Below are 25,450 nucleotides of genomic sequence, written 5' to 3' on the forward strand. Positions count from 1 at the left end.
TAAAGTTCGTTGCTGATCTTTTTCAGGCAAAATCAGGCTGCACGATACCCCAGGGATGTACCCTGTTAATGCGCGTTATTTAAGAAGGCCTGAGAAACTCAGGCCGTTACTGATTAGAACGTGGTGGGAGTGTGGGCACTGATGATGCGGCAGATCCCCGCCGAGGTGTTGCTGAAGCTGTGTGGTATGCCGGTGTTAATGGCATAGCTTTGCCCTGCAACAAGAGGATACGTTTGACCGTTGATGGTCAGTATCACTTCACCTTCCAGTATTGTGCCAATCTCTTCACCCTGATGTTTAATTCTCTCCCCGGTTGTCGTGCCTGGCTGATAGGTTTCAAACATCATTGCCAGCGTACGATTCGGATTTCCGTTGTGTACCAGCTTCATGGATACTCCCTGACTCCCGATCTCAATCAAATCATCCTGATTGATAACCACCTGCGGTTCGTCAGGCTTTTCCGGTTCCGCGAAGAACTCGGAGAGCGACAGCCCATATACTTTCAATAGCTTTTGCAGCGTACTGATGGCAGGACTGACTTTATCCTGCTCTATGGTGCTGATGGCGCTATGCGTTAACCCAGACAGTTCGGCGGCACGACGCTGCGAAAGACCCAATTGCTGGCGGATCTCTGACAAACGTTTACCCGGCGCCAGGCCGTCATCGCTCATAATTGCATTTCCTTAACTGTAGTGGTCAGAGTCGCTGTTTTTCAGCGAGGTGGTTCTGACAAGCGGTGATAAAACCTTCAAGTAACAAACGCGACAGGGCGTATTCGCTACTGTTCCATTCCGGGTGCCACTGCACGCCGAGCGCGAAAGGATGGTCATGGACGCTGGCCGCTTCCACTAATCCATCCTGCGAGCGTGCTTCCACGCGCAGCTGCGGGCCAAGGGTTTTTGCGCCCTGACCATGCAAGGAGTTAACCCAAAACGTGCTGCAACCTGGTATTAACTGAGATAGCAATCCTCCCTGTTGAACCTGGACTTCATGAGATGGCGCATATTGCTGCTCCACCGGGAGTTCCGCATCTTCACGATGTTCCAGGAACTGTGAGTGATCGCACAGGCGACGATACAGAGTCCCGCCAGTGGCGACAACTATTTCCTGTAAGCCCCGGCAGATGGCGAAAATGGGAATGCGCCTTTCGAGCCCGGCGGTAATTAGCGCCATGCTCAGAAGATCACGCCCGGGATCGGCGTCAGACTCATCGCCATTTTCACCATAGAGGTGCGGCTGCACATTGCTTGGGCTTCCTGGCAGGAAGATACCATCCAGTTTCGGTAACAGCGCGTTCAGCAATTCGGGTTCCGCGAGCGCATGGGGCAGCGCTATCGGTAATCCACCGGCATTTAATACCGCATTCAGGTACTTTTCTTGCAGAGTCTGGGTCTCATGACCCTTAAGCCTGTTCCTACACATCACTACACCAATAACTGGCTTGTCAAATATATTGCCCATGATCGACCTCACGTTTTGGAATAAATTATTGCCAAACGGTTCCTTGTTGTGCAATTCCGTTCATTATTTTCTCAATCTAGCAGCGGAATAACCTTCTAGCAAACTTAATTTAACATTTGACAAACAATTTGTTTGCATCCAGAGTCGAATGGTGGACATTATATTTAACAGTCAAATCACAGAGCAGCTTACCAGGCCAACGGCGGTGAATCATGGAAACCAATATCGTAGAAGTTGAGAATTTTGTTCAGCATTCTGAAGAGAGACGAAGTAGCGCGTTTGCGCGCGAAGTTAAGCAGTATCTGGAACGCTATCCTAATACGCAGTATGTGGATGTGCTGTTAACCGACCTTAATGGTTGTTTTCGCGGTAAGCGCCTCCCGGTTGCTGGATTGCATAAGTTAGAGAAAGGTTGCTATTTCCCGGCATCTGTTTTCGCGATGGATATTCTTGGCAATGTGGTCGAAGAGGCGGGATTAGGCCAGGAGCTTGGCGAACCGGATCGGACTTGTGTACCGGTGGCAGGCACGTTAACCCCTTCGGCCGCCGATCCTGAATTTATTGCACAGATGATGCTGACGATGCTGGATGAAGATGGCGCTCCCTTTGACGTTGAGCCGCGGAACGTACTGAACCGACTCTGGCAGAAACTTCGCCAGCGCGGTCTGTTCCCCGTCGTAGCGGTAGAGCTGGAGTTCTATTTACTCGATCGTAAGCGCGATCCCGAAGGTTATCTGCAGCCGCCGTGCGCGCCGGGTACGGACGATCGCAATACCCAAAGTCAGGTTTACTCGGTTGATAACCTGAACCATTTTGCTGATGTGTTAAACGATATCGATGAACTGGCCCGTTTACAGCTGATCCCGGCTGACGGCGCAGTGGCTGAAGCCTCCCCTGGGCAGTTTGAAATCAACCTCTACCATACCGATAACGTGCTCGACGCCTGCGATGACGCGCTGGCGTTGAAACGTCTGGTACGGCTGGTGGCGGAGAAACATAAGATGCATGCCACGTTTATGGCAAAGCCTTATGAGGAGCATGCCGGTAGCGGGATGCATATCCACATCAGCGTCATGAATAACAAAGGCGAGAACGTGCTGGCCGATGCGAATGGCGATGATTCCATGTTACTTAAGCGTGCGCTTGCCGGGATGATTGATCTGATGCCCGCATCAATGGCGCTGCTGGCGCCGAATGTGAACTCCTATCGCCGCTTCCAGCCGGGTATGTATGTGCCGACTCAGGCTTCCTGGGGGCATAACAACCGTACGGTGGCGCTGCGTATTCCCTGCGGCGATCGTGATAACCATCGGGTTGAATATCGCGTGGCAGGGGCGGATGCCAACCCGTATCTGGTGATGTCGACCATCCTGGCGGGGATCCTTCACGGTCTGGATAACGATCTGCCGCTGCAGGAAGAGGTGGAAGGCAACGGACTGGAGCAGGAAGGGCTACCGTTTCCTATCCGCCAGAGCGATGCGCTGTGGGAGTTTATGCAAAACGACAGTCTGCGTGAATTATTGGGTGAGCGTTTTAGCCACGTGTATCACGCCTGTAAAAACGATGAATTAATCCAGTTTGAACGTCTTATCACCGACACTGAAATTGAGTGGATGTTGAAAAACGCCTGACAGTCGTACAGGTCATTTAAAAAGAAGTCGCATCATGCGGGCTGAGCGGAGCCAGCCCGTCAAAATTGCAGGAATACCTGCCATTTCCCGGATGTCGCGTAATGGAGCGCGGGCGACAACGGGTCTTCAGATAACCGACAGAGTTTGTGACGAGGAAATGTGATGATGCCAATGTTTAAAAACCAGCCCCGCGTGAGCATCCATGGCTCCCGCAGTAAGTACGGGCCGCATCTGTGCCGTGCAACATTGACGCCTTTCTTATGGCTTTCTACCCCGATACGACCCAGGTCTGCTGTTCCCACATTTCGAACGCAGATCTGGGCTCGTCGCGGGGAGGAAAGCTATGTCGACTAATTCTTCTGTGGATCTTGCAGCCCAGCCGGGCAAAGCACAGCTGCGTAAATCTCTCAAGCTGTGGCAGGTAGTGGTGATGGGGCTGGCCTATCTCACGCCGATGACAGTGTTTGACACCTTTGGCATTGTTTCGGGTATCAGCAATGGCCATGTTCCAGCCTCCTACCTGCTGGCCCTGGCGGGCGTACTGTTTACCGCCATCAGTTACGGAAAGCTGGTGCGCCAGTTTCCGCAGGCCGGTTCGGCCTATACCTATGCGCAAAAAGCGATTAATCCGCATGTGGGGTTTATGGTCGGCTGGTCTTCACTGCTTGACTACCTTTTCCTGCCGATGATTAACGTACTATTGGCGAAAATTTACCTTTCCGCGCTATTCCCGGGGGTTGCGCCATGGATTTGGGTAGTGCTGTTTGTGGCGATCCTTACCGCGGCCAATTTGAAAAGCGTTAACCTGGTGGCGAACTTCAATGCCCTGTTTGTCCTGGTGCAGGTGGCGATTATCGTGGTGTTTATTTTCCTCGTGGTGCAGGGGCTGCACAAAGGCGAAGGGGTCGGGACCGTCTGGTCGTTGCAACCGTTTATCAGTCAGAATGCGCATTTGATTCCGATTATCACCGGGGCGACCATTGTCTGCTTCTCGTTTCTCGGTTTTGACGCGGTAACGACCCTCTCTGAAGAGACGCCAGATGCTGCGCGCACCATTCCAAAAGCCATTTTTCTTACCGCGCTGTACGGTGGACTGATCTTCATTGCCGCCTCGTTCTTTATGCAACTGTTCTTTCCGGACATTAGCAGATTCAAAGACCCGGATGCGGCGCTGCCGGAGATTGCGCTGTACGTCGGCGGCAAGTTGTTCCAGTCTATTTTTCTGTGCACCACCTTTGTGAATACGCTGGCGTCAGGTCTGGCGTCGCATGCCAGCGTTTCGCGCCTGCTGTACGTGATGGGCCGCGATAACGTCTTCCCGGAGAAATACTTTGGTTATGTCCATCCCAAATGGCGTACTCCCGCGTTGAACGTCATCATGGTCGGGATTGTGGCGCTGTCGGCCCTGTTTTTTGATCTGGTGACCGCCACGGCGCTGATTAACTTTGGCGCGCTGGTGGCCTTTACCTTCGTTAATCTGTCCGTGTTTAACCACTTCTGGCGTCGTGAAGGACGTAAGCATACCTGGCAGGAAAAGTTGCACTATCTGGTATTGCCAATGGTCGGTGCCGCCACGGTAGCCGTACTGTGGGTGAATCTGGAAGTGACATCGCTGACGCTGGGACTGGTATGGGCCGGCGTTGGGCTGGTGTATCTCGCGTACCTGACCGGACGCTTTCGTAAACCGCCTCCGCAGTTTGACGCCGCGAAATCTGAGCGCGCATGGGAGTGATGGAAACGGAATCGGCAGAGATCTGGTAATGACGATTAATATTTAGCAGTGGCCAGATTTACACCATCGGATGTGAAAGTCGGCCGTAGCTTTCGGCTAGTCAAATGAAAACGGTATGCCACGGTGGAAAGTCGTGGCATACCTGCTTAGCGGTGTTGTTTACTGAACCGCAAGTCGATTTTTTTCCCTGATGCGATTGATCAATTCCATTTGCTCGTGGGTTGCCCTTACCAACAAACCGTCCAGAACGGCATCGTTATATTGTTCACTTGAATAGGTTAATTCAAATAACCCCATCTTAATGATAATATCGCGAACCGCTTCATTTGGATCGTTAGCAAGTCTCAGTCGGATTTTCTGGCTGCTTCGTGGAGCAAGGAGCCCACTAAACAGGCACCGAGCCAAATCGCTTCGAATCGTGACATCAGGATCATTTGCCAGTTGCTCTTGCACCAGAAGAGAGAGCGGATTCATGCGATCTGATTCTTCAATCAACTTTCTTTTAACGCTGTTATCTATATCCTTTGCTAACAATATCTGGACCTCTGGCGTTAACCTTTTATTTTTCGCCAATGCGAGCCTTATTCTGAGATCGTTATCTTTTATCAACCGATGCTGCACTTCTTCACTCAGTGGCGAATTGAAGAGTCCTTCCGAACCTCTAGCCAGTGCTTCCCTAACACAGATGGCATCATCTTCTACCAGTATGAGTTGTGCCGACGGATGCAGTTTAGGATAAGAGGCCATTTTCTGGCGAATTGACAGATCGCTATCTCTGGCAAGAAGGGTTTGTGTTAGAGGATTCAGTGTAAAGAGATAGTTTTCCTCCTCTGGTATCAGGTGGGCACGTACTCTTTGGTCTCTATCGTTTGCCAATTTCACCTGAACTGCTTTTCCTGGGCTTTGTGAGGCCGCAACTGCGCAGCGTACTTTGACCGATTTATCGTTCGCCAGTTGCCATTCGATCTCGCGATCTGTCCACCAATCACGTAACAGGGCGATGCGAACCTTGTCTTCATCATCAAGGAGCAGCTCGTGGAGAATCTTAGTATTCGTATTTTGGTTGGCCGCCAGTTTCTGACGCACATTGGCCTCTTTGTGCGTAACCAACTCTTCTTGCCCATCCCTACTCAACGCCGGGTTACTGGCTAACGCTTCGAGTATCTCTACGCTGCAGTTCTCCAGATTCAGGATTTTATTCTGTAGGGTTTCCGATAGCGCGGAATTACCAGCCAGCGCTAGCGCGATTTTTGTCACATTCTTCGTTGATGGTAAACCTGAGTTTGCCCTCATGCTGGCTAAAATCGACTGTACGCTTTCCATCGCCGTGGCCAGATTGTTTACCGCCAATTCTGTTTTATAGATGCGTTCCATTAACGGTTCGCCGATTTGTGGGTTGCCCGCTAGATTCTCGCGTATCGCAGCTGAGCCCGTGTCGTAAAGCTGCGTATAGTACTCTTCATTGAGATGCTGATTTAGTGCAAGCGCCAGTTGTACTTCCTCTTCATCCTTTATTAATTTACCAATGATTGGAGCGGTAAGGGCATTGTTCCTGGCCAGTTGAACACGGATTTCGCTATCATGCATTTCAGCGAGCTGCGCCATGATTGGACCCGTCAGGTTGCGATTACCTGCTAACGCGTAATGCACTTCCTGGTTACCGTTATCCAGTAATTGCTGTTGAGTTAATGCACTTATAGTGGCGTTACTTGCCAGCTCTTTTTGAACATCGTAGATATCATTGGCTAGTCGCTGCTGTACTTCACTCGGTAGATTTTCAGTGTAAGCCAACGATTTTCGAACCTGATGGTTTTGATCCATCGCGAGATGATGTATAGCTTTCTCTGGCAGCGAATTGCGCCAGTGTACCAGGCGTGCACGAACATCATCATCGCTATCATCCATTAAGGTACAGATCGTGTCGTCCGCAATGTTAGCATTGCCAGCTAATGTCTCACGTACTTCTGTGCAGCTGTCTTTGGTCAGTTGTTCCTGAACCTCAGGGTGAAGAGCGTAATTGCTGGCAAGGGCAATACGAATTTTTTCTGACGGATGCTGGCTCAAATTGTTTTGCAACAGGGCGCTATCAAAGTGTTTGCTACCGGCGAGTTCTCTAAGAACTTCATCTGTGTCCTTGAGCAAAGAGTTTAATGCGGGATTGGACAGATTAGGGTGTTCGGCAAGCTTGCGACGAACCGAGACACGCGTATCCTGAGTCAGCCGTATCTGTGCGGTTGCAGTCAGGTTGGGGTTAGACGCTAATGACTCCCTAACTTCCGTACATTCATCTTTTGCTAACTCTAGTTGTACAGCTTCCGCGAGTAATCCTTCACGGCGGCGTTTAGCCAGTGTTTCACGCACGTCCTGATCGCTGTCCAGCGTCAGGATCTGTTGTACCTTTTCGCTAAGCCCATCAAGATCTGCTAGATCTTCACGCACGGTAAAATCGCGGTCCCTTGCCAGTATTTCCTGCGCCTCAGGGTGAAGATTGCTATTGCGCGCCAAACGTCGGCGAATAGAGACCCTGGAATCCTTCGCAAGTTGTAATTGCATTAATTTACTGAGATTTTTATTGGTAATCAGCATCTCGCAAACGTCTAATTCTGGATCACGCATTAAATGTTGAAGCAATGTACTATCTGTGCTGTTGCTGGCGAGCTGGAGTCGATGTTGAATAGTGAGCTGAAGCCGTTCGAATTGTGTTGCCATCAGATCATGCGGTGCATTTGCATGTATACAGGCCAGATGTAAAAGATCGATGTCAAACTCAGGCTGGTCATTAACAATGTTAATACGTTGGGTGAGTACCTGCTCAGGACAGTTCGGGTTACGATATACTGCTTTGCGTACGTTCAGGTCTGCATCTGCCGCCAGTTTTTCCAGTAAATCATCCGGACAATCTTCGCTATTAGCGACCTCTGCGCGGCGCAACGAGTTTGCACTATCCGCCATCTGAATCATCTGCGCTACGCTAAGACCATCGCTGGTGGAAGCTGGTTTGAGCTTGAGTTTCTCAAACAACTCTTCGTATTGGGCAACCTGTTCACGCAGGGTCTCACGTAACGGAACTGTAAGCTGGATAGCAGCTTCCAGATCTTTCAGCTCCAACTGGCGGTTTTCAAGGAATGCTATTTCTCGAGCTTCGTTGATAGCATTCTGAATATCTGCACCTGCATAATCACGGCACTGTGTTACCAGCTTATTGCGTTCATTCTGGGTCAGTTCAAGCGACTCACCTTTCAGATGGATGTCCAGAATAGCTGCTCGCTCTACGCCGTTGGGGAATCCGACGTAAAACACCTCATCGAACCGTCCTTTACGCAGCAACTCTGGAGGGAGCACGGTAATATTGTTAGCAGTGGCAATGACAAATACCGCACCGGTTTTTTCTTGCATCCAGGTCAAAAAATAGCCGAAAAGTCGTGAGGAAACCTCCGAACCACTGCCACTGTTCATGCCGACAAAGGCTTTTTCCAGTTCGTCGATCCACAAAATACAGGGGCTAATTGATTCTGCCATTGTTAGCGCCCGACGCATATTATGTTCACTTTCTCCGACGTACTTACCCAATAATGAGCCGATATCAAGACGTAGGAGTGGCAACTGGAATAAACCGGACGCTGCTTTGGCTGCAAGAGACTTCCCACAACCGGGCATACCGGCGATAAGTACACCTTTAGGCGCCTGTACGCGTGAATCGCGAGCTTCACTCAGGCGGCGGAAAATCTGGGCGCGGCGAGTGAGCCAGGTTTTAAGGTTCTCAAGACCGCCGATGTCAGTTGCATTTTCGATTACGTGCAGCATCTCAAGCACGCCACTTTTTGCGATAATCTGCTCTTTCCCATGCTGGATAAGAGCCAACGCCTCGTCATTAATTTGTTCATGCTGTTGACGAACTAGTGCTAATACTGATCGGATCTCTTCCTGGTTCAGTCCGCAACACGCAGTATGCAGACGCTGATGCATATTTTCCGGGACAAACAGATCAAGCATCTGGCAAAAACTGCTGAGCTGCTGGTTAATTTCCTCACCCTGGGGCAGTGACAGGGGGAGCAAGGTGATTTGCGACTCGATTTGTACTGGGATGTGCAAAGTTTCTGAAACAAGTACTACAGCCGTTTTGCTCCGGTGGTGGCGCTGAATGCGGTTGAGCAATTGCTTTAACCGTGCAACGGCGAGTGGCTGGTTTTCCAGTGCACTGCGGGCATCTTTAATGATGAGGAGTTTTCCGTCCAAATCGTCATCGAGCAGCGAAGGTAAACTTTCTGCTAGTTCGGTGGCCTGACTCTGCGTGTTCCGAGGCTGCTTGTTATGGAAATCAACCCAGCCATATCCAAGGTTCCACTCTTTGGGAGACAGTGTCAGTTCTGTACTTATTTCCTGCAATAGCGTATCGACTCGGCTTTCTTCGCCGGAGTGGATGTAAAGCCCTGGATATCCAGCGAGGATATGGGATTTTATCTTGGTCTTAAGTTCGAGCAGATTCATCAGTATTTACCAGAATGAGAAAAGGTTTGAGGCAAAGTTACTGATACCCCGGCTAAAGGACTTAATGACATGACTCGTATTTTCAGTAACACTGGCAATGACTTTGGCAGCTGTTTTGGCAACAACCTTGCCCGCGTTATAGACGATTTCACCAATTTGCCCACCCGCTATACCACCTGCGACACCGCCAACAAACCCTCCAACGGCTGTACCGACTGGACCAAATACGGTACCAATCGCTGCGCCCAACGTGGCCCCCTCCGTTGCACCAGCAATAGCCATTGTCGTGGTTATAGTGGTGTTACCGATGGCATCGAGCGCTTCCTCTCCAGTCAGTTCACCTTTGCCCAGTTTATAAAGTACCTTTGCATTCTGTATGCCCACGCAGACGATATTGGTAATTAGGCCCGCAGGTGTACTGCGTAAGGCTGCGCCAAGAAAGCCGTTCTTGACAGCGACTACGACCGCTCCGGAAACAGCAACCTGTATAGCTGTTTGCGTACCGGTACGCAGCGAGCTTTCGAAAAAATCGTTGAGGTCTTCACTAGTGGATGGATTTTCACGACCGTTCAGGCGATTCCAGGCACGCCTTGCAAGGATTCTGGTTCCCTGCATACCCACCGCAATACAGGCACCGAGCACAGCCTGTTTACCAATTTGCTTGGCAATATCAATACGATTAGTGTCATTCCAGTCGTACTGACGTGCTTCGGCATCTTGTTGAGCTTTTTTCTGTAATTCTTTTGCTTTCTCTTTAGAAAGTGGCTGAGAAGACACTCCGTCAGCTTCAATAACCTCTGTGCTGTTGACCACATCTGCGCCTTGCCCCTCGGGAACTAGCGCTTGTTGATCGTTATAGTCGCCCCGATTGAGCTGTGTATTTGTGGCGTTTGAGTCAGCACCATATTTCGACTGATATTTGCAGACCACATTGCCGTTGCCGTCAACAATCTCAATATCAACGGAGTTTAGCTCCTGTGAACCAACAACCCGTGCACGATACGGACTGCCTTTGGTGGTTGCATCGATATTAAATGTATCGACGTGATGCTGTTCCGCAACAAGACCATCTAGATTGGGGTTTTGGTTGATATTCCCGGCCAGCGTGGTGATTGTTTTGCGCGCATTTTCGTTAGCGTCTACCAAGGCGCTATCGATAAGGCTGGCGTATTGGCCTACGTGTACCGAACCGGAAACTGCTGCATTTTTTTCTATCTCGCCAGCCAACCAGGAGGCACGGCTACGACCTTTATCCATATGCTGCTGTAATGAGTCGCGAGACTGATTAAAGGCTTCCGTAGACCGTATTATCTGCCGACGAGTGTTTAGTAACTCTTCTTCGTTTTTCCAGATCTGTGGATATTTACGAAATTCATCATCCAACCATTGCCCCAATGGCTGATCGCCGCGAGCCTGGCAGGAGGTTACGAAAGAGCTAATAATGGATGCGGTCTGCTCGGGAGCATTAATCTCCTCTACAACTTGCAATTCTACCTGTGTGATGGAGGAAAATTCATCATCGTTAATATTCTGAGCGAGATTATTATTTTGTTGTGTCATCATTTTTACCGTTAAATCTGCTGTGTGATATATCATCAAATGACTATGATAATTGACGCAAATGATATTAGCCGTAATGCTAAATGCAGACTAGCGCAGCGATCACTAATATTGATTATGAACTCTATGACTGAGGTAGCCAAAATCTTCAGGTTGCCACCCGATTTAAAGCTTCTTGGTCAGTTTCTCATTAGGGATTAATTTCGGGGAAATGCCATGTTTTTAAGGCTAAACCAGCCTATCATGCAGGAAAATCCTTCTCGCCGTTTTTTTTGCACAATACAAAACCTCCATATGGAGGAGCGTTAATCTCCATATAAATTTCAAAGATTCTCTAAAAAAACCCTTATTTTTAGGAGGGGGGAGGCTCTACAACTCATGGCTGTATGGCAATATCTGTAGACTGATAGGTAGCAACAACACGATGTTATGACGTTAAGTTGTATGGTGTTTTGCTTAATTAATATGCAGTTTTAGTTAAGGGAATAAAAAAACCGGCACGGGAGCCGGTAAGTGGAACAATGTAGGAATATAATTATTATTATAATTCAGCCAACTCAATAGGAACGGGTTTCCCTATATGGTATCCCTGTAACCAACCAATACCCATGTTAATTAGCATCTTTTCAATTTCCTCATTTTCAACAAACTCAGCTACTACTTCCATGTTTTTGAGTTTTGCTACTTCGCAGAAGGATCTGACGGCGCATCGACTAAATTCATCGGTCAGTATATTACGGATGAAGGAGCCATCAATTTTCAGAATATCTGCGTCTAATGTTCTGAGTCGTGAATAGCTTGACGCCCCTGTGCCAAAATCATCAATAGCAATTTTAGAACCGGCTTTACGTAATGCTCTCAGAACATCAGTGACATTAGCGTTGTCAATGATATCTGATTCAATGACTTCAAAAATTATACGTTTAGGTGCGATGGAATATTTTCTAAACAATGTGAAAACATTATCAAGAAAATCAATTTTATTAAGCGAGTCAGGTGTCAGATTAATGGAGAAATGACTGTTCGGGTCAGATTTCTGCCGTGACTGTATAAAACGAAATGTTTGCTCAATAACAGTGATATCCAGTGCAGGAAGTAATCCTGCCTCGCGAGCAACCGGTAGGATGGTGTCTGGAAAGATTAACTTACCATCAACCATTTTTATCCGAATAAGTATCTCGTGATAACGTGTCAGTCCCGTAGTTGAAACGATAGGCTGAACAACCAGCATCGTTGATACGATGGGTTGAGCCATAAGCTCAAACGATTTTCTGTCAATTGCTTTTTGCAACATATGACGAATGACAGCCTGACTGACAATTTTATCACCTGGCACCTGCGGGCTGAGTAACAACGGTTGTCCCTGCATTAACGAGATGTAGCTTTGGGTATTAAGATGTTTAATTGCTTGTGATAAATTTTTAATCAGGTTTTTCTCGGTGGTATATGCCACACCACAAGATAGTCCCAATTGGTAATCCTTCCAGATAAAACGAAAAGAGTTTAGGTCTTTGTAAAGAGTAGGAATGTCAGGGACAGTATTAAGGCGAAGAATTATTCCATGACCTGGTGCGTAATAAATGTTACCTGTATCCTTAATCAATTTACGTACATATGCGCTTAGCGCTTTTACAAATTCAAAACGGAATTCTATTCCATGAGTTTGCTCCAGCGTATTCAACTCTGTACAACGGATGTAACACAAGCACTCTGTTGCGTGTTTACGGATGTCCATTTGCAGGGCCTGAAAGTTAGGCAGTCCGGTATTAGGCTCTGATCTAAAAAGTTGTTTGAGGCGGCGGAGATATTTTCGGTTACGGACCACAAGTACACCGGTAACAACAATCGTAAGAGAAAAGACAAACACTATCGTGGAGGAAATCACGAGACTATGTAAATAATTATTATAGTTATCCGGCGAAATATAACTGTTTATATAATATCCCAACAGGATGAGCATTGTTACCCATACAGGGGATATAAAAGCATGGCCAATGCAGATCACTCCCCACAGCATTACTGGAAGTAACCACAGTAATGAATAGTCTGTAAATATAAGAATATCTTCTCTGATGACGATCAAAGCGGACATAATGCAGAGTAACAGCACCAGCCATAATACTTGATACAGAATAGGAGGGCCGGATTTTATCAGCGTCTTCACTTGTTTGATGTATAAAATGCACCATGCAGGGTTTTGAACGCTTCTAAGCAACAGATAACAAAAAGGGATGCCAGTCAGGCAAGAGTTCATCAACCACTGTAAGTTAATTAGTGTTTGTAGTGTAAAAAGGTTTGTGATCGGTGCTGAGGCAGTGTTCGACTGGAGCCAGTAATCAATCGAGATGAATAGTAAGGCGTTGCAACACACGAGCCAGACAATACGCAGGGTTGTAAGCTGGCTACGACCAAAGCTAACCGCGCCTCGTTTACCTGTCGAGAAAAAGTAGAGTGTCTGGCTAATGAGAGCAGCCAGCAGCTGTGCCGTTAGCGTGAATACCGAAGATAAAGAGTAAGAATAAAGGGCATACAAGAAAAAGGCACCCAAAATTGGCAGCGCCTTTTGCCGGTATAAAACCAGCAGTGCAGAAATAAGAGGTAAAGTGAGATCGTAAAAATGCAGTGTTATACCCGCAACATCCTCTTGCTTACTGAGATGACCAGCGACCAGCTGTAATGCAAAAAACGCGATGCCTACACAAAAATAGCCTCTAAATGTATTAATGAAATTTATATTTTCAGTTTTTCTTAGCAATATCATCATTCGCAATTTTCAGTGAGTTATCACCGTTCTCGATTTAAGTCATCTACTTAAAAAAGGTTAGACTGGAGGTTTGAAATGTGTATTTTTGGATGTTTTCGCTAATTGAAAACCATTCTAAAATATGTTATGTAAATTTTTTAAAGGTAACCTCGATAATTTCCGTGTGTTTCACAACGCAGGGAAGAACAATTTTTGTGACTGTACTGATAATAAAAATTCCGTCAGTAGCCATTATTTAAGACAGAATAGACGATCGATAAAAACGATCAATATAAATCTTTTGATAGATTTTATCGATAGGTTTGGCAGATCATAAATACCACGAAAGATCGATAAAATCTATTAAAATGTTATTTTTTAAAGGTGTTTATTTCATAAATGTTAATTGAGCACTTTGTTTATTAAAAATTAACCTATGCAGGCATCCTTCTAAAGGAATTATTATGATATTGGCAGGAAAGTGAGTTTCCCCACCTTCCCACAATACACTCAATTGTTAATCATTAACGAGATTGCTGCTGTGTCGCGCAGTGAATGCCGCCGCCGCCAGCTGCAATGCCATCAATATTCAGTTGTATAATTTCACGATCGATAAACAGCTCCTGCAAAATAGCATGGGTATTACGATCGGTGCGCTTATCGCCAAATTGTGGTGCAATGACGGCATCATTACACAGATAAAAATTGATATACCCTGCGGCAAAATCATCACTCGCATAAGTCTGGCGGATGGTAGAAGGTCCTTCCAGCGTGACGACCTTCAACCGTCGGCCTTTGGCATCCGTGGCGGCTCGTAATATGTCCAGATGACGTCGGGTGATCGCGTAATCAAAGGACGACGGATCCTGCTCAAGACCTGTCACCACCGTACCCGGATGCGTGAACCTGGCATAAAAATCTGTATGCCCGTCGGTAATATCCTTGCCGGCAATACCCGGCAACCAGATGATTTTCTCCAGACCTAGCAGTCGCTTAAGTTCTTCTTCGCATTCGGCTTTGCTGACGCCGGGATTACGGTTGGAGTTAAGCACGCAGCTCTCGGTAATAATCGCCGTGCCTTCGCCGTCTACCTCAATACCGCCACCTTCCAGAATCAGCGCCGAGCGGATGAACTCGGCATGAACGTAATCAGTAACGAATTCAGCCATATCGGCATCACGTTCGTGCTCTTGCTTATTGCCCCAGCCGTTGAAATTAAATCCCACACCGCCGAGCGCGCCGCTGGCGCTTTTCACAAACACCGGCCCGGTGTCGCGGATCCACAGATCGTCTATCGGGTGAACCAGAAGATTGACCGACGGTCCGCACAGACGCGCGGCGAGTTCGCTGTCTTCTTCGCGTACCAACATATTTACGGGTTCAAATGCGGCGATGGTTTTAGCAACTAGCGCCAGGTTTTCCTGCACCACTGGTAGCAGATGAGGCTCCCAGATCTCGGCACTGGCACCAAACGCCATCCAGGTTGCCGCATGCGGTGCGCCTTCATCCGGCATTTGCCAGCGGCGGTCCTCTGTTGCGCGGGCAAATTGGCTAAAACTGATGCCTGTCATACCGGCGAGTAGCATACTCGTTGAAGTCACCAGACCTTGCCAGACGAACGAACGTCTTGTCATCATAGGATTAACCTTTGCGTATATTTATCTGATATTGGATGAATAAAATAATAATAGATAATTAATGTTCTGCGTATTTTAAATATTGAATAATAAATAGATTGATTGCGGGTAAGTTTCATGCGGAATATAGCACAGGAGATATTCGTTGCAATCTCTTCTTTTTATATTATGAGTGAGGCTGACTACTATTAAAATTTATCAACTATATATTTATATATAATTTATATTTATCAGCATGAACATGTGTCACGCCGTAGGCTCTGAAGCCTCGTCTGACGGGCCTTGCCGCGGATTGTGATCTGGCCGATTGTTCTGTTGTATTTATTAATGCCATGAACCGTGTGGACTATAGTAAAGATGGCCGTTATTTCTCATCATTAATAACCGTGAGTGGGGGATGTGAATGAAGAAGATACTGATGCTGGTCGGAGATTATGTCGAAGATTATGAAACGATGGTGCCTTTTCAGGCTTTGCAAATGCTTGGGCATCGTGTGGATGCCGTCTGTCCGGATAAAAGTCAGGGTGACTACGTTCAAACCGCCATTCACGATTTTGATGGGGCGCAGACATACAGTGAAAAGCCGGGACATCGCTTTACGTTGAATGCGAATTTTGCCGAGGCGCGGGCCGCCGATTACGACGCACTGTTGATCCCCGGCGGGCGTGCTCCGGAATATCTTCGACTGAATCCTGATGTCATTAAGCTGGTGCAAGATTTCAACACTGCCGATAAGCCTATCGCTGCGGTTTGTCATGGGCCCCAACTATTAGCGGCGGCGGGAGTGTTAGAAAACCGTACCTGTAGCGCTTATCCGGCCTGTGCGCCTGAGGTCCGTCTGAGCGGTGGACATTATGCCGATATTGGCATTGATCAGGCCCACGTTGATGGCAATCTGGTGACGGCACCAGCATGGCCCGCGCATCCGCAATGGTTAGCTAAATTTGTTGAAGTATTAATGAAGTAAGCGACGATGAGATGAAAAAGTCGGTATAACCAGCCTGGCTATACCGACAGGAGATATTACCTCTGCATGAGTGCGAACACGCCCCACCCGATATATTCCCGGGTGAAGGTAACGTGGCGTGCTGGTGAACTTCTCAGTTGCTCTCTGACTTCGACGGCAAACTCATCGTCCGGATTTGCCTCCAGCCACCGGCGCATCGTCAACCATTTTGCCGCCTCGTATCTGTCCCAACCCTCCTGGTCCGCCAGTACCATTTCAACCACGTCATAACCGAGCTGGTCGAAAGACGAAACGCGTTCTGGCAGAGAGAGAAAATCAGTCACTGAGGTCGCGCCGCAAGACTTAGCGACCTCCTCCGTTGCGGGTATCTGGCGCCAGTACGGTTCGCCGATGAGCAGGATACCGCCTGATTTGAGACTTTGTTCCAGCTGTTTGACCGTTCCGGCAACGCCGCCGGCAATCCAGGTTGCACCAATGCAGGCGGCAATATCGAATTTTTCTTCGGCGATATAACCTGTTGCATCGGCATGAATAAAACGCACGTGCTCAGTGACGCCTAATTCACTTGCCCGCAGGGTGGCTTGCTCGCTGAATAACTGGCTCATATCGATACCAACGCCGGAAATTCCATGATCGCGTGCCCAGGTGCACAACATCTCGCCAGAGCCGCTGCCGAGATCCAGGATGCGGGTTCCTGGGGCCATCCGTAAAACCTGACCTAACGTTGCATATTTCTGCGCGGTGAATGGATTATGAATGCGATGTGCGCTTTCGCTGATTGTAAAAATCTTCGGGATATCCATCTCTCTCTCCTTAGCGATTATCCAGTTGGGCGCGAACGTTGTTCAGCCCAGTGGTATTGATGCGGTAGGGCTGACCATTGACGGATTTGATCAGTTTTTTCGTTCTGAGCTTTTTGAATACATCGAGCGTGCAGTCGCAGAGCAGTAACCCTTCGCGGCTATAGCATTCGACGGAAGTGACACGACCTGATGCATCACGGACGTGAGCAATACGGCCACCTTTGGCGAGTACGTGTAAGGTACGTTGTTCCTGACGGGATAAATTCATACTGGAAAACCTGTTTAATCATCATGTGCAAAACGTGCAAACACACAGTGGTGTCCGCATTCGATTTCGGCGCATTGATAACCAGTCCGGCCTGAAAAGGTCGGTAAGCTGATTATCTGATGATTACATTCTCCAGCATCAAAGCCTCGGGTTGAGTTGATAGATATTTACCTGCTGAATCATACCAGCCTGGACGAGTAGGGGAATCGTCCTGTCGGGAAAATGTGATCTATGACGAAAAATTGCGTTTAGCTTATTTTATAATTTTTTAACTCTCAGCTAGCTGAGCGGTGTATGAATGTATTAAATTTATTGAATTTTCAGACATCGTCAGTAGCGGTATTGGTCGTAATGATGTGTAGTTGGTCTCACTTGCGTCACACTATAGATTAGTGATATTTAATCTTTTCTTATCTTAATTTTGTTTTATTTGATAAACAGGTCTTTATTATAAAAGGAATTTTTAATGGTGTTTGTGTTTAATTCTATTTAGGAATTTTCTTAACGTCATGAAGTGTGTATACTCAATCCTGCAAGAAGCTCTTCTGTTATCATCAAAACTATAAAAATGTCCTTAACACCCGTATTACCTCTGCCCTGTATCTCTTCTCAGGGCAGAGGTTTTTTTCTGTATATTATTTTGATAGTCGTCATAAATAGATAATTTAATATTATTGTTCTTGTTGCTTTACATTAGTGATGACGACAGATTTTTTTCTGTGAACCATACGGTACTATTGAAATAGTATCGCTATGAATCTATTTTATAGTGAATAGTATAATTTTGTATTTATTTATAATGGTATTATATAGTTTTTCTTATAACTGCCTGTTTTTCAGCGTTATGTTAATTCTCGCTTTTGAAATAATTGTGATTTTGTTCACGGATTTTAGTGCGTTAAGTGGCTATTTGTAGAGAGGTGCAAACGGTTGCATTTTGCTGTTACAGCATTCGTTCATTAAAAAATATAGCGATGGTATATCTTGTGTCGGTATTGGGTGCAAGAATCTAAATGATTTTTATTATCTCTTAGATATACGAATGCCGTTTATGACTTCTGTTAGCTTAACACCATGGAAAATGCAGTAAAAACAGACAGGGAATATGATTTTATCAATCAGAACGGAGCTTTTAATTACTGGCATAATTACTGGCTTTTTATCTTCCTTTTTATAAATCGTTGTCGTAATGCCCATAAAATCAGCATTCTGGGATGAATGCTGATTTTATTTTGTTCTCAGATTATTCAACCCACGCTGTATGCAGGTCTTCTCTTGCAGTACCTCGTAAATGATACATTAAAGGATCTCCTGGAATGGATATTGTTGAACGCTTTATTAACTACACGAAAATCAATACCACGACCTCAAGGGAAAATGGTGCTAATGGGATAATGCCTTCTTCACCTGGTCAAATGGAACTGGCAAAACTGCTGGCAGTAGAACTTGAAGCATTAGGAATGGAAAACATTGAGGTCAGGGATACCGCTATTGTGACAGCGACATTACCTGCAAATACGGAAGACGCGATCCCTGTCGTTTCCTTTTTTGGTCATCTCGATACCAGTGCGGAACAGACTGCGGACACAAAAGCACAACGTCTTCACTACAGCGGTGGGGATTTGTGTCTGAACCAGGAGCTAAAAATTTATCTGCGCGAAAGTGAATTTCCAGAACTGAAAAATTATATCGGTGATGACCTGCTGGTGACGGATGGTACCAGTCTGTTGGGGGCAGATGATAAAGCCGCCATCGCCGCGATTATGAATGCCCTGGAGTACCTTGTCGCACATCCGGAGATTAAGCATGGGCCAGTGAAGGTCGGTTTTGTTCCTGATGAAGAGCAGGGATTACGAGGTGCAAAAGCATTTGATGTTGCGGCGTTTGGGGCTGATTTTGGCTATACCCTGGACTGCTGCGGCATTGGAGAATTTGTCTATGAGAACTGGAACGCGGGTGATGCGGAAATCATCTTTACCGGCCAGTCCGCACACCCTATGTCGGCCAAAGGTAAGCTTAAGAACTCTCTGCTGATGGCGCATAAGTTTATTGCGATGCTGCCCGGAGGAGAGGCGCCTGAGTATACGGAAGGACGCGAAGGGTATTACTGGGTAAAACAACTTCAGGGTAACAGCGCCCGTACGGTACTTAAGCTGGATATCCGGGATTTTACCGAAGAGGGGTATAAGGCGCGTATGGCATATATCCGCCAGCTGGCCGTCAGCACCTGCGCGCTGTGGGGAGAAAACAGCGTGGTCTGCCATTTAACCGATCGCTATGCCAATGTGTTCAATAGCTTGCAGGGCGATGCTCACTACCCGATTGATATTGCGTTACGCGCGTATCAGAAGTGTGGCATTACCCCGCAACCTGTCGCCATGCGTGGTGGATATGATGGCGCAGTGTTATCGCAGAAAGGACTACCTTGCCCGAATATTTTTACCGGTGCCCATAACTTTCATTCGATTTATGAATACCTGCCGGTGCGTTCACTGCGGGCCGCCAGCGATGTCGTGGTAGCGGTCATTGAGGAAACCTTTTCTGAGTTCGCGCAGGGGAGAGCTCAGTCATGATTCAGGTGTTAATTGCCCTACTGGTTATCGTAGTGGTCGCGCGTCTTATCCTGAAAGGTTATCGCGCTGAACCCGTGTTGTTCATTGCTGGCCTGGTGTTGATGATTTGTACGGCGTTAACCGGATGGGGTTCTGTATTACCGAAGGGCGTTGCCAGTACGGGGATTTCATTTCTCGATCCTTTCGAGGTGATGCGCGATCTCTTTAGTACGCGTGCCGCCGATCTCGGCCTGATGATCATGGCGCTCATGGGATTTGCGCATTACATGGATCATATCGGGGCAAATGAAGCGGTTGTGCGGGTTGTGACGAAACCTTTGCGTGCGCTGCGTTCGCCCTATGTGCTTCTATTTTTCTCCTATCTGCTCGCCAGCCTCCTGCAGTTGGCCATTCCATCCGCCACTGGGCTAGCCGTGTTGCTGATGGGGACGATGTTCCCCATTATGCTGGGGTTAGGGCTTTCTGCGGCCTCAGCCGCTGGGGTTATTGCCACCTCGCTTGGTGTGGCATATACCCCGACGGCCATCGATGCTATCAGGGGATCTAAAGCGGTCAATATGGATGTGGTGGAATACGTTGTTTACCACCAGGGACCCGCAGCGCTGGCAACCGTGCTGGTCGTCGGCGTCTGCCATTTCTTCTGGCAGCGGCATTGCGACCGTAAAGCGGGGACGCTTCCACGAGAAATCGGTAGCGCTGAGGTGACTGACTCAGGAAAAGCCCCGGCTTTTTATGCGTTGCTCCCGATGCTTCCGATACTGATGGCGGTGGGATCATCGGAAATGTTTGTCAGTGGTATTAACCTGAATATTATCACCATTGTGCTCATTTCGATGGCTGTCTGTATGTTGATTGAATGGCTGCGGGTGCGTGATTTAAAGTCAGTATGCGAAGGATTCAGCCATTTCCTTAAAGGCATGGGCACTGCCTTTACCGGGGTAGTTGGGCTGCTGGTTGCGGCAGGTGTTTTTGCTCACGGGATTAAAGTTATTGGTGCCATTGATCAATTAATCCTGATGGCGGAGCACGTGGGATTACCCCCATTTGCTATGGCGGTGGTGTTTGCGCTGGTGACGCTGGCGGCAGCAATTATTATGGGATCGGGTAATGCGCCATTCCTTGCTTTCGTTGAGCTGATCCCGCAAATCGCGGCAAGTATGGGCGCTAACGCTGTTGCCATGATCCTGCCGATGCAGCAGGCATCACATATGGGGCGGGCAATTTCACCGGTTTCCGGCGTGGTGATTGCCGTTTCCAGTGGGGCGAAAATAACGCCATTTGATGTGGTTAAACGTACCGCCGTACCGCTGATTGTGGGCTTTGTAACTCATACCCTGATCATCGGTATTTTCTATTAACTTCGTTTGTAACAAGCAAACTTCCGGCTTGCTAAATGTCCGGTAGTTTGCTTTTTCTGATTACAGCTCTCATCACCGCAGATGATATTGATTACTGGTGATTATTATTAACTTTTATCTTTATCGCATTATTCTTATTGGACATTGTTGAGCTATTCTGGATTAATGATTAATAAGTATGATGTATTGTATTTGCACGTTTATTACATAGGAATAAGTTAACCTGGATCATATTTTGGCGATTTTAGTTGTAGTAATTTTTTAATAGAGTAATACAAGAATAACGTGGAATAACAATGACGATTTATTTGGGCAGGTTTAAGTGGTAAGGGATTCTGGAAGAGTTAGTACGTTACGACATCATTATCAGGATGATCTGGAAACATTTACCTGGAGTGCGTTAGTTGCAATTGGTATCGCAATAAAGGATCATAAGATCTACTCTAAAATGTCAGAGCATCTATTCATTATGCATTGGCTGGCTATTGCCAAAAAAAGAAAAATATTTTCGAAGAGTATTGTCAGTGAGCTTCAGTGGCTAATTGATGAGGGGAAGAAAAAAAGCATCAATGCACAACTTAAATTTAAAATAGAATATTTGTACGCCACGTCGAGTGGTGATGTGACAATGCAAAACGACTATTTTAAATTTACTCATACGATTGAAGTATTGAGAAATAATGGATGGGAGAGCTTTCTGCTCACTCCAGAGAAGTGGCAAGGACTTCATGAAAGTATTAAGGTCAGAAAAGGTGACTTTATCTTTATGGATGATGCCCGGCTTCAGGAGTGCTTTGGCGTGCAGGGCGAGATTGTCAAACCTTTCTGTATTCGAGTGTACGGCGATGTTGAGTTTGCAAAGTTAACGTTCATCAAACATAACCTGCCGGTTGAATTTGTGAAACACATTTCGAATGAGTTTCATTATTTCAATTTCCTTTCTGTTAAGTAATGCTTAACTGATATAGAGGAAAAATTTCTGTTTGTTCAAAGAGCAGTGATCTACTTGTGAAAGTATCGGATATATACCACGCGCAAAGGATAGCGAATGTTTACTCGAAAGTTAGTGATTACAACCGAATGGATAAGGTTGTCGGATACGTCAGACAATATGTCCATTTCTTTTCGGGGCGTTCTTGAGATCGGTGAAAGCACGGTTGTGCCAGATGACAATACACCTCTACTTCGTTTAGAAAATGACATGGCACCTATCGCCGTTGATGCGTTATCATGGGTGAGGGTGCCAGTTGAACGCCATGAAAATGTTATCGTCTATATTTTCTGAATCCGGGTTTATTAATCCATTAATAATATTAATGTCGATTTGTTCTTATTTTATCCTTCCGGTGCAAGATGAGATGTCTGGCTGAACAATTTGTTGAGGATCACAGCGCGGGTGAGAGCATTTGTAGTGCGTGTACATTATAAATAATGCCAAACACCGCCACCGCGAGTAGAAAAAGAGAGGAGATAAAACCGCTGCATCTGGCAAAGCGCTCTGGTATCCAGCGTTTGAAAACCACGATGTAAAAAGACAGCACCGTCAGATCAAAAATAACCCACACCAGCGTTAGCGTCAGAATGCTGGTGGTGAAATCTTGCGTAATGGCAATGAACTGGGGGAAAAACGCTACGAAAAACAAAATGTCCTTTGGGTTGGCGACCCCGGTCAGAAATCCGTGGATAAGCCCGCTGTTATTGCGTTTTCGCGCACCCAGTCCGGGGTTTGAGGCCCTGGCCCGCAGGCCGTTAATCGCCATCACTCCGATATACAACGATCCCACAAGACCCAGTACGCCAAGCCATATCGCAGAGATTGAAACCACGCCAGCTAGCATCAGTGCAGCCAGAGCAATCAGTACTAAAGAAGCGCCGTTAGTGCCAATCAGCGTGAGAAAAGCCCGGCGATAGCCGTGCTGCGCCGCGGTGGTGGTAATCAGCGCCACGACAGGACCCGGCGTTAACAGCAGGGTTACTACGCTGAGGCTATAGGCAGCCAGTAAAGTGAAATTCATACCTGATTATCCTGATGATATTTTCCACCAGTATTCCGTTTACGTAGCGCATTGAAAAACGAATAAAACTGCGCTCTACTGTGAGTAAAACTCAACATAGAAACTCTCGATGACGCTACCTCCTTTGTATGCCCTGAGGGCTTTTGAAGCCGCAGCCCGTCTGGGAACGTTCAGCAAAGCCGCTATTCAACTTAACGTGACGCCGGGCGCGGTAAGCCGTCATATTCGCACGCTGGAGGCATGGTTTGGCTGTGAGTTATTTATCCGCAGCGGCCCGCGTATCGAGATAACACCTTCTGGCCAAGGGTTAGCGCAGCAGTTGACGGCTGGGTTTCAGAGTCTGGAACACGCGTGTCATGCCTTTCGCAGCAGCAGTCATGAGCTGCGGCTGAAAGCGCCGTCTACGTTGACAATGCGCTGGCTTCTGCATGTGCTGCGTCTTTTCCGTGAAGCGCATCCGACCCCGGTGATCGAAATTTCCAGCGTCTGGATGGATACCGATTCGGTATCCTTCAGTCGTGAACCGTATGACTGTGCGATCCTGTTAGGGAATGGCCATTTTGGTGACGATACCGACAGCCGGTTGCTGTTTCAGGAGTGGCTTATCCCGGTGTGTTCACCCGCACTGCTGGTGCAGGCGCAGCGCGATCTTTCTGCCTGTGAACTGATTCATCCCTCAGCGGATCGCCGCGACTGGCGTCGGTGGCTGCACCGCACAGGGAAGTTTCCGGCGTTGAATCTCGCGCGAGGCAAAGTGTTCGACACCCTGGAGCAGGGTAGTCTTGCCGCGATGAGTGGTCATGGCGTGTCTGTTGCCGACCTGCTGTTAAGCCTGGCGGCCATTCAGGCAGGGATGTTGGCGTTACCGTTTAAAGATGCTGTGGCGACTGGCGAGGGGTATTACCTTGTCTGGCCAAAGGCTTCAACACGGCTCAGAAATATTGAGCTGCTGTATCGCTGGTTAAAAGAGGCTGCGCCGTGTGCCTCCTCGGCAGATCTAAACTGGCTGGATTAAGCTGTTTATTTTGCTGATTACCTATATTGATAATGGTTCTCATTATTATTGTCGTATTGTGCAGGTAATGGTAATGTTGCTTCAGTTATAAACCGTTAATCCCATTTCCTGTGCAGAAGACAGCATGAACAACACCACCGCCCTGAATGCCTCCGGACGTGTCGCTCGCACTTTCTCCGTCAGCGAGTTTATGGATTTTGGTGAGCGCTACGGGATCGATTACCGCTTTCCCCTGTTGGCACAGAGACCGGATTTGCCGTCTGGCAGCCCTGTTCTGCAAGGTGAAATTGAGGAGATGACTCTCCCTTGCGGGATGTGCGTGACGCACTCCGACGTACAGGTATTGCAACCCTACGAAACCACTTCTCGCCACGACAGTCCTCTGTATATGCTGGTGGTACTGGAAGGCTGCGTGATCCTGACGCTTAACGGACAGGAGCATGTGGTGCGCTCCGGCATGGCGTTTAGCTCGCGCCTGAGTGAGCACCAGACGATGCGTGCCCGTCATCATGCTGATAGTAAACTCCGTACATTATCGCTCGGTTTGTATCCTGACGGCGCGTATCGCACGGGGTTGCTTGAATCGTTGATGCGCGAGTGGGAAAGATGCCAGACGCCGACGCTTATCTGGCAGGTGCCGGGGTTTTTACTCAGCGGGCTGCAGTTCGCGCAGCAGAGTACCATTAGCCATGTTTCTCGTCAGCTGATGCTGGAAGGGCTGATATTACAACTGTTCGGTCATGGCCTCAGCATGTGTCAGGTCGAGAGCGGTAAACGTCTTGCGGCGAGCGGTGAGCAGCAGCGGCTGGAGGTCGTTCGCCGACTGCTGGAGGAGAGTCCCGAAAATGACTACACCCTTAATGAACTGGCCCAACGCGCGGCGATGAGCCCCAGCAGCCTGCGCAGTAAGTTCCGTGCAGCCTATGGCTGTTCGGTATTCGACTACCTGCGCGATTGCCGTCTGGAACATGCGCGCGGCTATCTACTGGAAGGATATAGCGTACAGCAGGCGGCCTGGATGTCGGGTTATCAGCACGCCACCAACTTTTCTACCGCTTTTCGTCGCCGTTACGGCTTTTCGCCCGGCGATTTGCTCAAACCTTGCTAATCCATATTTGCGTTTTACGCACGTGATTTCCTGACAATTTGGCACTGCGCATAGGCAACCTGGCATCCGGCATAGCTATCTCCGTCAGCAA

General features: G+C 47.7%; 18 protein-coding genes. 9 read left to right on the forward strand and 9 right to left on the reverse strand.

Features of this window, described 5'->3' with window-relative positions:
- Positions 1–113: 113 nt before the first annotated feature.
- Entirely contained in the window at positions 114–671 is a 558-nt protein-coding gene (gene puuR, locus OGV89_RS17095; RefSeq protein ID WP_003830877.1) for an HTH-type transcriptional regulator PuuR, read from the reverse strand.
- 25 nt (positions 672–696) lie between these two features.
- A complete protein-coding gene (gene puuD, locus OGV89_RS17100) occupies positions 697–1,461 on the reverse strand; it encodes a gamma-glutamyl-gamma-aminobutyrate hydrolase (RefSeq protein ID WP_032937033.1) in 765 nt (254 codons plus the stop codon).
- 212 nt (positions 1,462–1,673) lie between these two features.
- Here puuD and OGV89_RS17105 point away from each other — a divergent pair, with 212 nt between their 5' ends.
- Both OGV89_RS17105 and OGV89_RS17110 read left to right on the forward strand, forming a co-directional pair.
- A complete protein-coding gene (locus tag OGV89_RS17105) occupies positions 1,674–3,092 on the forward strand; it encodes a glutamine synthetase family protein (protein WP_032937032.1) in 1,419 nt (472 codons plus the stop codon).
- A gap of 343 nt (positions 3,093–3,435) precedes the next feature.
- Entirely contained in the window at positions 3,436–4,824 is a 1,389-nt protein-coding gene (locus OGV89_RS17110) for an APC family permease (RefSeq protein WP_003838705.1), read from the forward strand.
- Positions 4,825–4,983: 159 nt separating this feature from the next.
- Here OGV89_RS17110 and OGV89_RS17115 read toward each other — a convergent pair whose 3' ends face one another.
- The 4 genes from OGV89_RS17115 to OGV89_RS17130 form a co-directional block, all read right to left on the reverse strand.
- On the reverse strand, positions 4,984–9,312 hold the full coding sequence (locus tag OGV89_RS17115; RefSeq protein ID WP_048241478.1) for an AAA family ATPase: 4,329 nt from the start codon (positions 9,310–9,312) through the stop codon (positions 4,984–4,986).
- A gap of 6 nt (positions 9,313–9,318) precedes the next feature.
- Positions 9,319–10,875 carry a hypothetical protein gene (locus OGV89_RS17120; RefSeq protein WP_032937030.1) on the reverse strand — a complete coding sequence of 519 codons (1,557 nt, stop codon included), beginning with the start codon at positions 10,873–10,875 and terminating at the stop codon, positions 9,319–9,321.
- Between the two features lie 538 nt (positions 10,876–11,413).
- Complete coding sequence (locus OGV89_RS17125) at positions 11,414–13,636, reverse strand: EAL domain-containing protein (RefSeq protein WP_286559010.1); 2,223 nt, start codon at positions 13,634–13,636, stop codon at positions 11,414–11,416.
- Positions 13,637–14,139: 503 nt separating this feature from the next.
- A complete protein-coding gene (locus OGV89_RS17130; protein ID WP_286559012.1) occupies positions 14,140–15,252 on the reverse strand; it encodes an agmatine deiminase family protein in 1,113 nt (370 codons plus the stop codon).
- A 403-nt stretch (positions 15,253–15,655) separates the two neighbouring features.
- On the opposite strand from OGV89_RS17130, the gene OGV89_RS17135 reads away from it, so the two are divergent.
- Positions 15,656–16,219, forward strand: coding sequence for a DJ-1/PfpI family protein (locus OGV89_RS17135; RefSeq protein ID WP_003838695.1), 564 nt, complete (start codon positions 15,656–15,658; stop codon positions 16,217–16,219).
- Positions 16,220–16,275: 56 nt separating this feature from the next.
- Here the strand turns inward: OGV89_RS17135 and OGV89_RS17140 are convergent, their stop codons facing one another.
- Together OGV89_RS17140 and OGV89_RS17145 are read right to left on the reverse strand one after the other, a co-directional pair.
- The gene (locus OGV89_RS17140; protein ID WP_046669781.1) at positions 16,276–17,022 is read right to left on the reverse strand and encodes an SAM-dependent methyltransferase; all 747 of its coding nucleotides are present in this window, start codon (positions 17,020–17,022) and stop codon (positions 16,276–16,278) included.
- Positions 17,023–17,032: 10 nt separating this feature from the next.
- Positions 17,033–17,290: a YjhX family toxin gene (locus OGV89_RS17145; RefSeq protein WP_003021255.1), complete on the reverse strand. Its 258-nt coding sequence runs from the start codon at positions 17,288–17,290 to the stop codon at positions 17,033–17,035.
- Between the two features lie 1,316 nt (positions 17,291–18,606).
- On the opposite strand from OGV89_RS17145, the gene pepT reads away from it, so the two are divergent.
- The 4 genes from pepT (at position 18,607) to OGV89_RS17165 (ending at position 22,506) form a co-directional block, all read left to right on the forward strand.
- A complete protein-coding gene (gene pepT, locus OGV89_RS17150; RefSeq protein WP_071698317.1) occupies positions 18,607–19,863 on the forward strand; it encodes a peptidase T in 1,257 nt (418 codons plus the stop codon).
- The gene (gene dcuC, locus OGV89_RS17155; RefSeq protein ID WP_003830889.1) at positions 19,860–21,221 is read left to right on the forward strand and encodes a C4-dicarboxylate transporter DcuC; all 1,362 of its coding nucleotides are present in this window, start codon (positions 19,860–19,862) and stop codon (positions 21,219–21,221) included. The genes pepT and dcuC overlap by 4 nt, the downstream gene beginning before the upstream one ends.
- A gap of 322 nt (positions 21,222–21,543) precedes the next feature.
- Positions 21,544–22,173 (forward strand): DUF2913 family protein, encoded by a 630-nt coding sequence (locus OGV89_RS17160; protein ID WP_032937024.1) that lies wholly within the window; start codon positions 21,544–21,546, stop codon positions 22,171–22,173.
- A gap of 96 nt (positions 22,174–22,269) precedes the next feature.
- Positions 22,270–22,506, forward strand: coding sequence for a hypothetical protein (locus OGV89_RS17165; RefSeq protein ID WP_003838687.1), 237 nt, complete (start codon positions 22,270–22,272; stop codon positions 22,504–22,506).
- Positions 22,507–22,606: 100 nt separating this feature from the next.
- Here OGV89_RS17165 and OGV89_RS17170 read toward each other — a convergent pair whose 3' ends face one another.
- Positions 22,607–23,236, reverse strand: coding sequence for a LysE family translocator (locus tag OGV89_RS17170; protein ID WP_121539774.1), 630 nt, complete (start codon positions 23,234–23,236; stop codon positions 22,607–22,609).
- Positions 23,237–23,345: 109 nt separating this feature from the next.
- Between OGV89_RS17170 and OGV89_RS17175 the strand changes: the two genes are divergently transcribed.
- Positions 23,346–24,251, forward strand: coding sequence for a LysR substrate-binding domain-containing protein (locus tag OGV89_RS17175; RefSeq protein WP_286559014.1), 906 nt, complete (start codon positions 23,346–23,348; stop codon positions 24,249–24,251).
- A 124-nt stretch (positions 24,252–24,375) separates the two neighbouring features.
- On the forward strand, positions 24,376–25,359 hold the full coding sequence (locus OGV89_RS17180; RefSeq protein ID WP_061549897.1) for a helix-turn-helix transcriptional regulator: 984 nt from the start codon (positions 24,376–24,378) through the stop codon (positions 25,357–25,359).
- Positions 25,360–25,450: the final 91 nt, after the last annotated feature.

This window comes from Citrobacter sp. Cf125, from assembly GCF_030333935.1.
Classification (GTDB): domain Bacteria; phylum Pseudomonadota; class Gammaproteobacteria; order Enterobacterales; family Enterobacteriaceae; genus Citrobacter; species Citrobacter freundii.

What these genes read in the sequence shown, in the direction of transcription:
- puuR (WP_003830877.1), bottom strand. Translation starts at nt 671, where the DNA reads ATGAGCGATGACGGCCTGGCGCCGGGTAAACGTTTGTCAGAGATCCGC.
- puuD (WP_032937033.1), bottom strand. Translation starts at nt 1,461, where the DNA reads ATGGGCAATATATTTGACAAGCCAGTTATTGGTGTAGTGATGTGTAGG.
- OGV89_RS17105 (WP_032937032.1), top strand. Translation starts at nt 1,674, where the DNA reads ATGGAAACCAATATCGTAGAAGTTGAGAATTTTGTTCAGCATTCTGAA.
- OGV89_RS17110 (WP_003838705.1), top strand. Translation starts at nt 3,436, where the DNA reads ATGTCGACTAATTCTTCTGTGGATCTTGCAGCCCAGCCGGGCAAAGCA.
- OGV89_RS17115 (WP_048241478.1), bottom strand. Translation starts at nt 9,312, where the DNA reads ATGAATCTGCTCGAACTTAAGACCAAGATAAAATCCCATATCCTCGCT.
- OGV89_RS17120 (WP_032937030.1), bottom strand. Translation starts at nt 10,875, where the DNA reads ATGATGACACAACAAAATAATAATCTCGCTCAGAATATTAACGATGAT.
- OGV89_RS17125 (WP_286559010.1), bottom strand. Translation starts at nt 13,636, where the DNA reads ATGATGATATTGCTAAGAAAAACTGAAAATATAAATTTCATTAATACA.
- OGV89_RS17130 (WP_286559012.1), bottom strand. Translation starts at nt 15,252, where the DNA reads ATGATGACAAGACGTTCGTTCGTCTGGCAAGGTCTGGTGACTTCAACG.
- OGV89_RS17135 (WP_003838695.1), top strand. Translation starts at nt 15,656, where the DNA reads ATGAAGAAGATACTGATGCTGGTCGGAGATTATGTCGAAGATTATGAA.
- OGV89_RS17140 (WP_046669781.1), bottom strand. Translation starts at nt 17,022, where the DNA reads ATGGATATCCCGAAGATTTTTACAATCAGCGAAAGCGCACATCGCATT.
- OGV89_RS17145 (WP_003021255.1), bottom strand. Translation starts at nt 17,290, where the DNA reads ATGAATTTATCCCGTCAGGAACAACGTACCTTACACGTACTCGCCAAA.
- pepT (WP_071698317.1), top strand. Translation starts at nt 18,607, where the DNA reads ATGGATATTGTTGAACGCTTTATTAACTACACGAAAATCAATACCACG.
- dcuC (WP_003830889.1), top strand. Translation starts at nt 19,860, where the DNA reads ATGATTCAGGTGTTAATTGCCCTACTGGTTATCGTAGTGGTCGCGCGT.
- OGV89_RS17165 (WP_003838687.1), top strand. Translation starts at nt 22,270, where the DNA reads ATGTTTACTCGAAAGTTAGTGATTACAACCGAATGGATAAGGTTGTCG.
- OGV89_RS17170 (WP_121539774.1), bottom strand. Translation starts at nt 23,236, where the DNA reads ATGAATTTCACTTTACTGGCTGCCTATAGCCTCAGCGTAGTAACCCTG.
- OGV89_RS17175 (WP_286559014.1), top strand. Translation starts at nt 23,346, where the DNA reads ATGACGCTACCTCCTTTGTATGCCCTGAGGGCTTTTGAAGCCGCAGCC.
- OGV89_RS17180 (WP_061549897.1), top strand. Translation starts at nt 24,376, where the DNA reads ATGAACAACACCACCGCCCTGAATGCCTCCGGACGTGTCGCTCGCACT.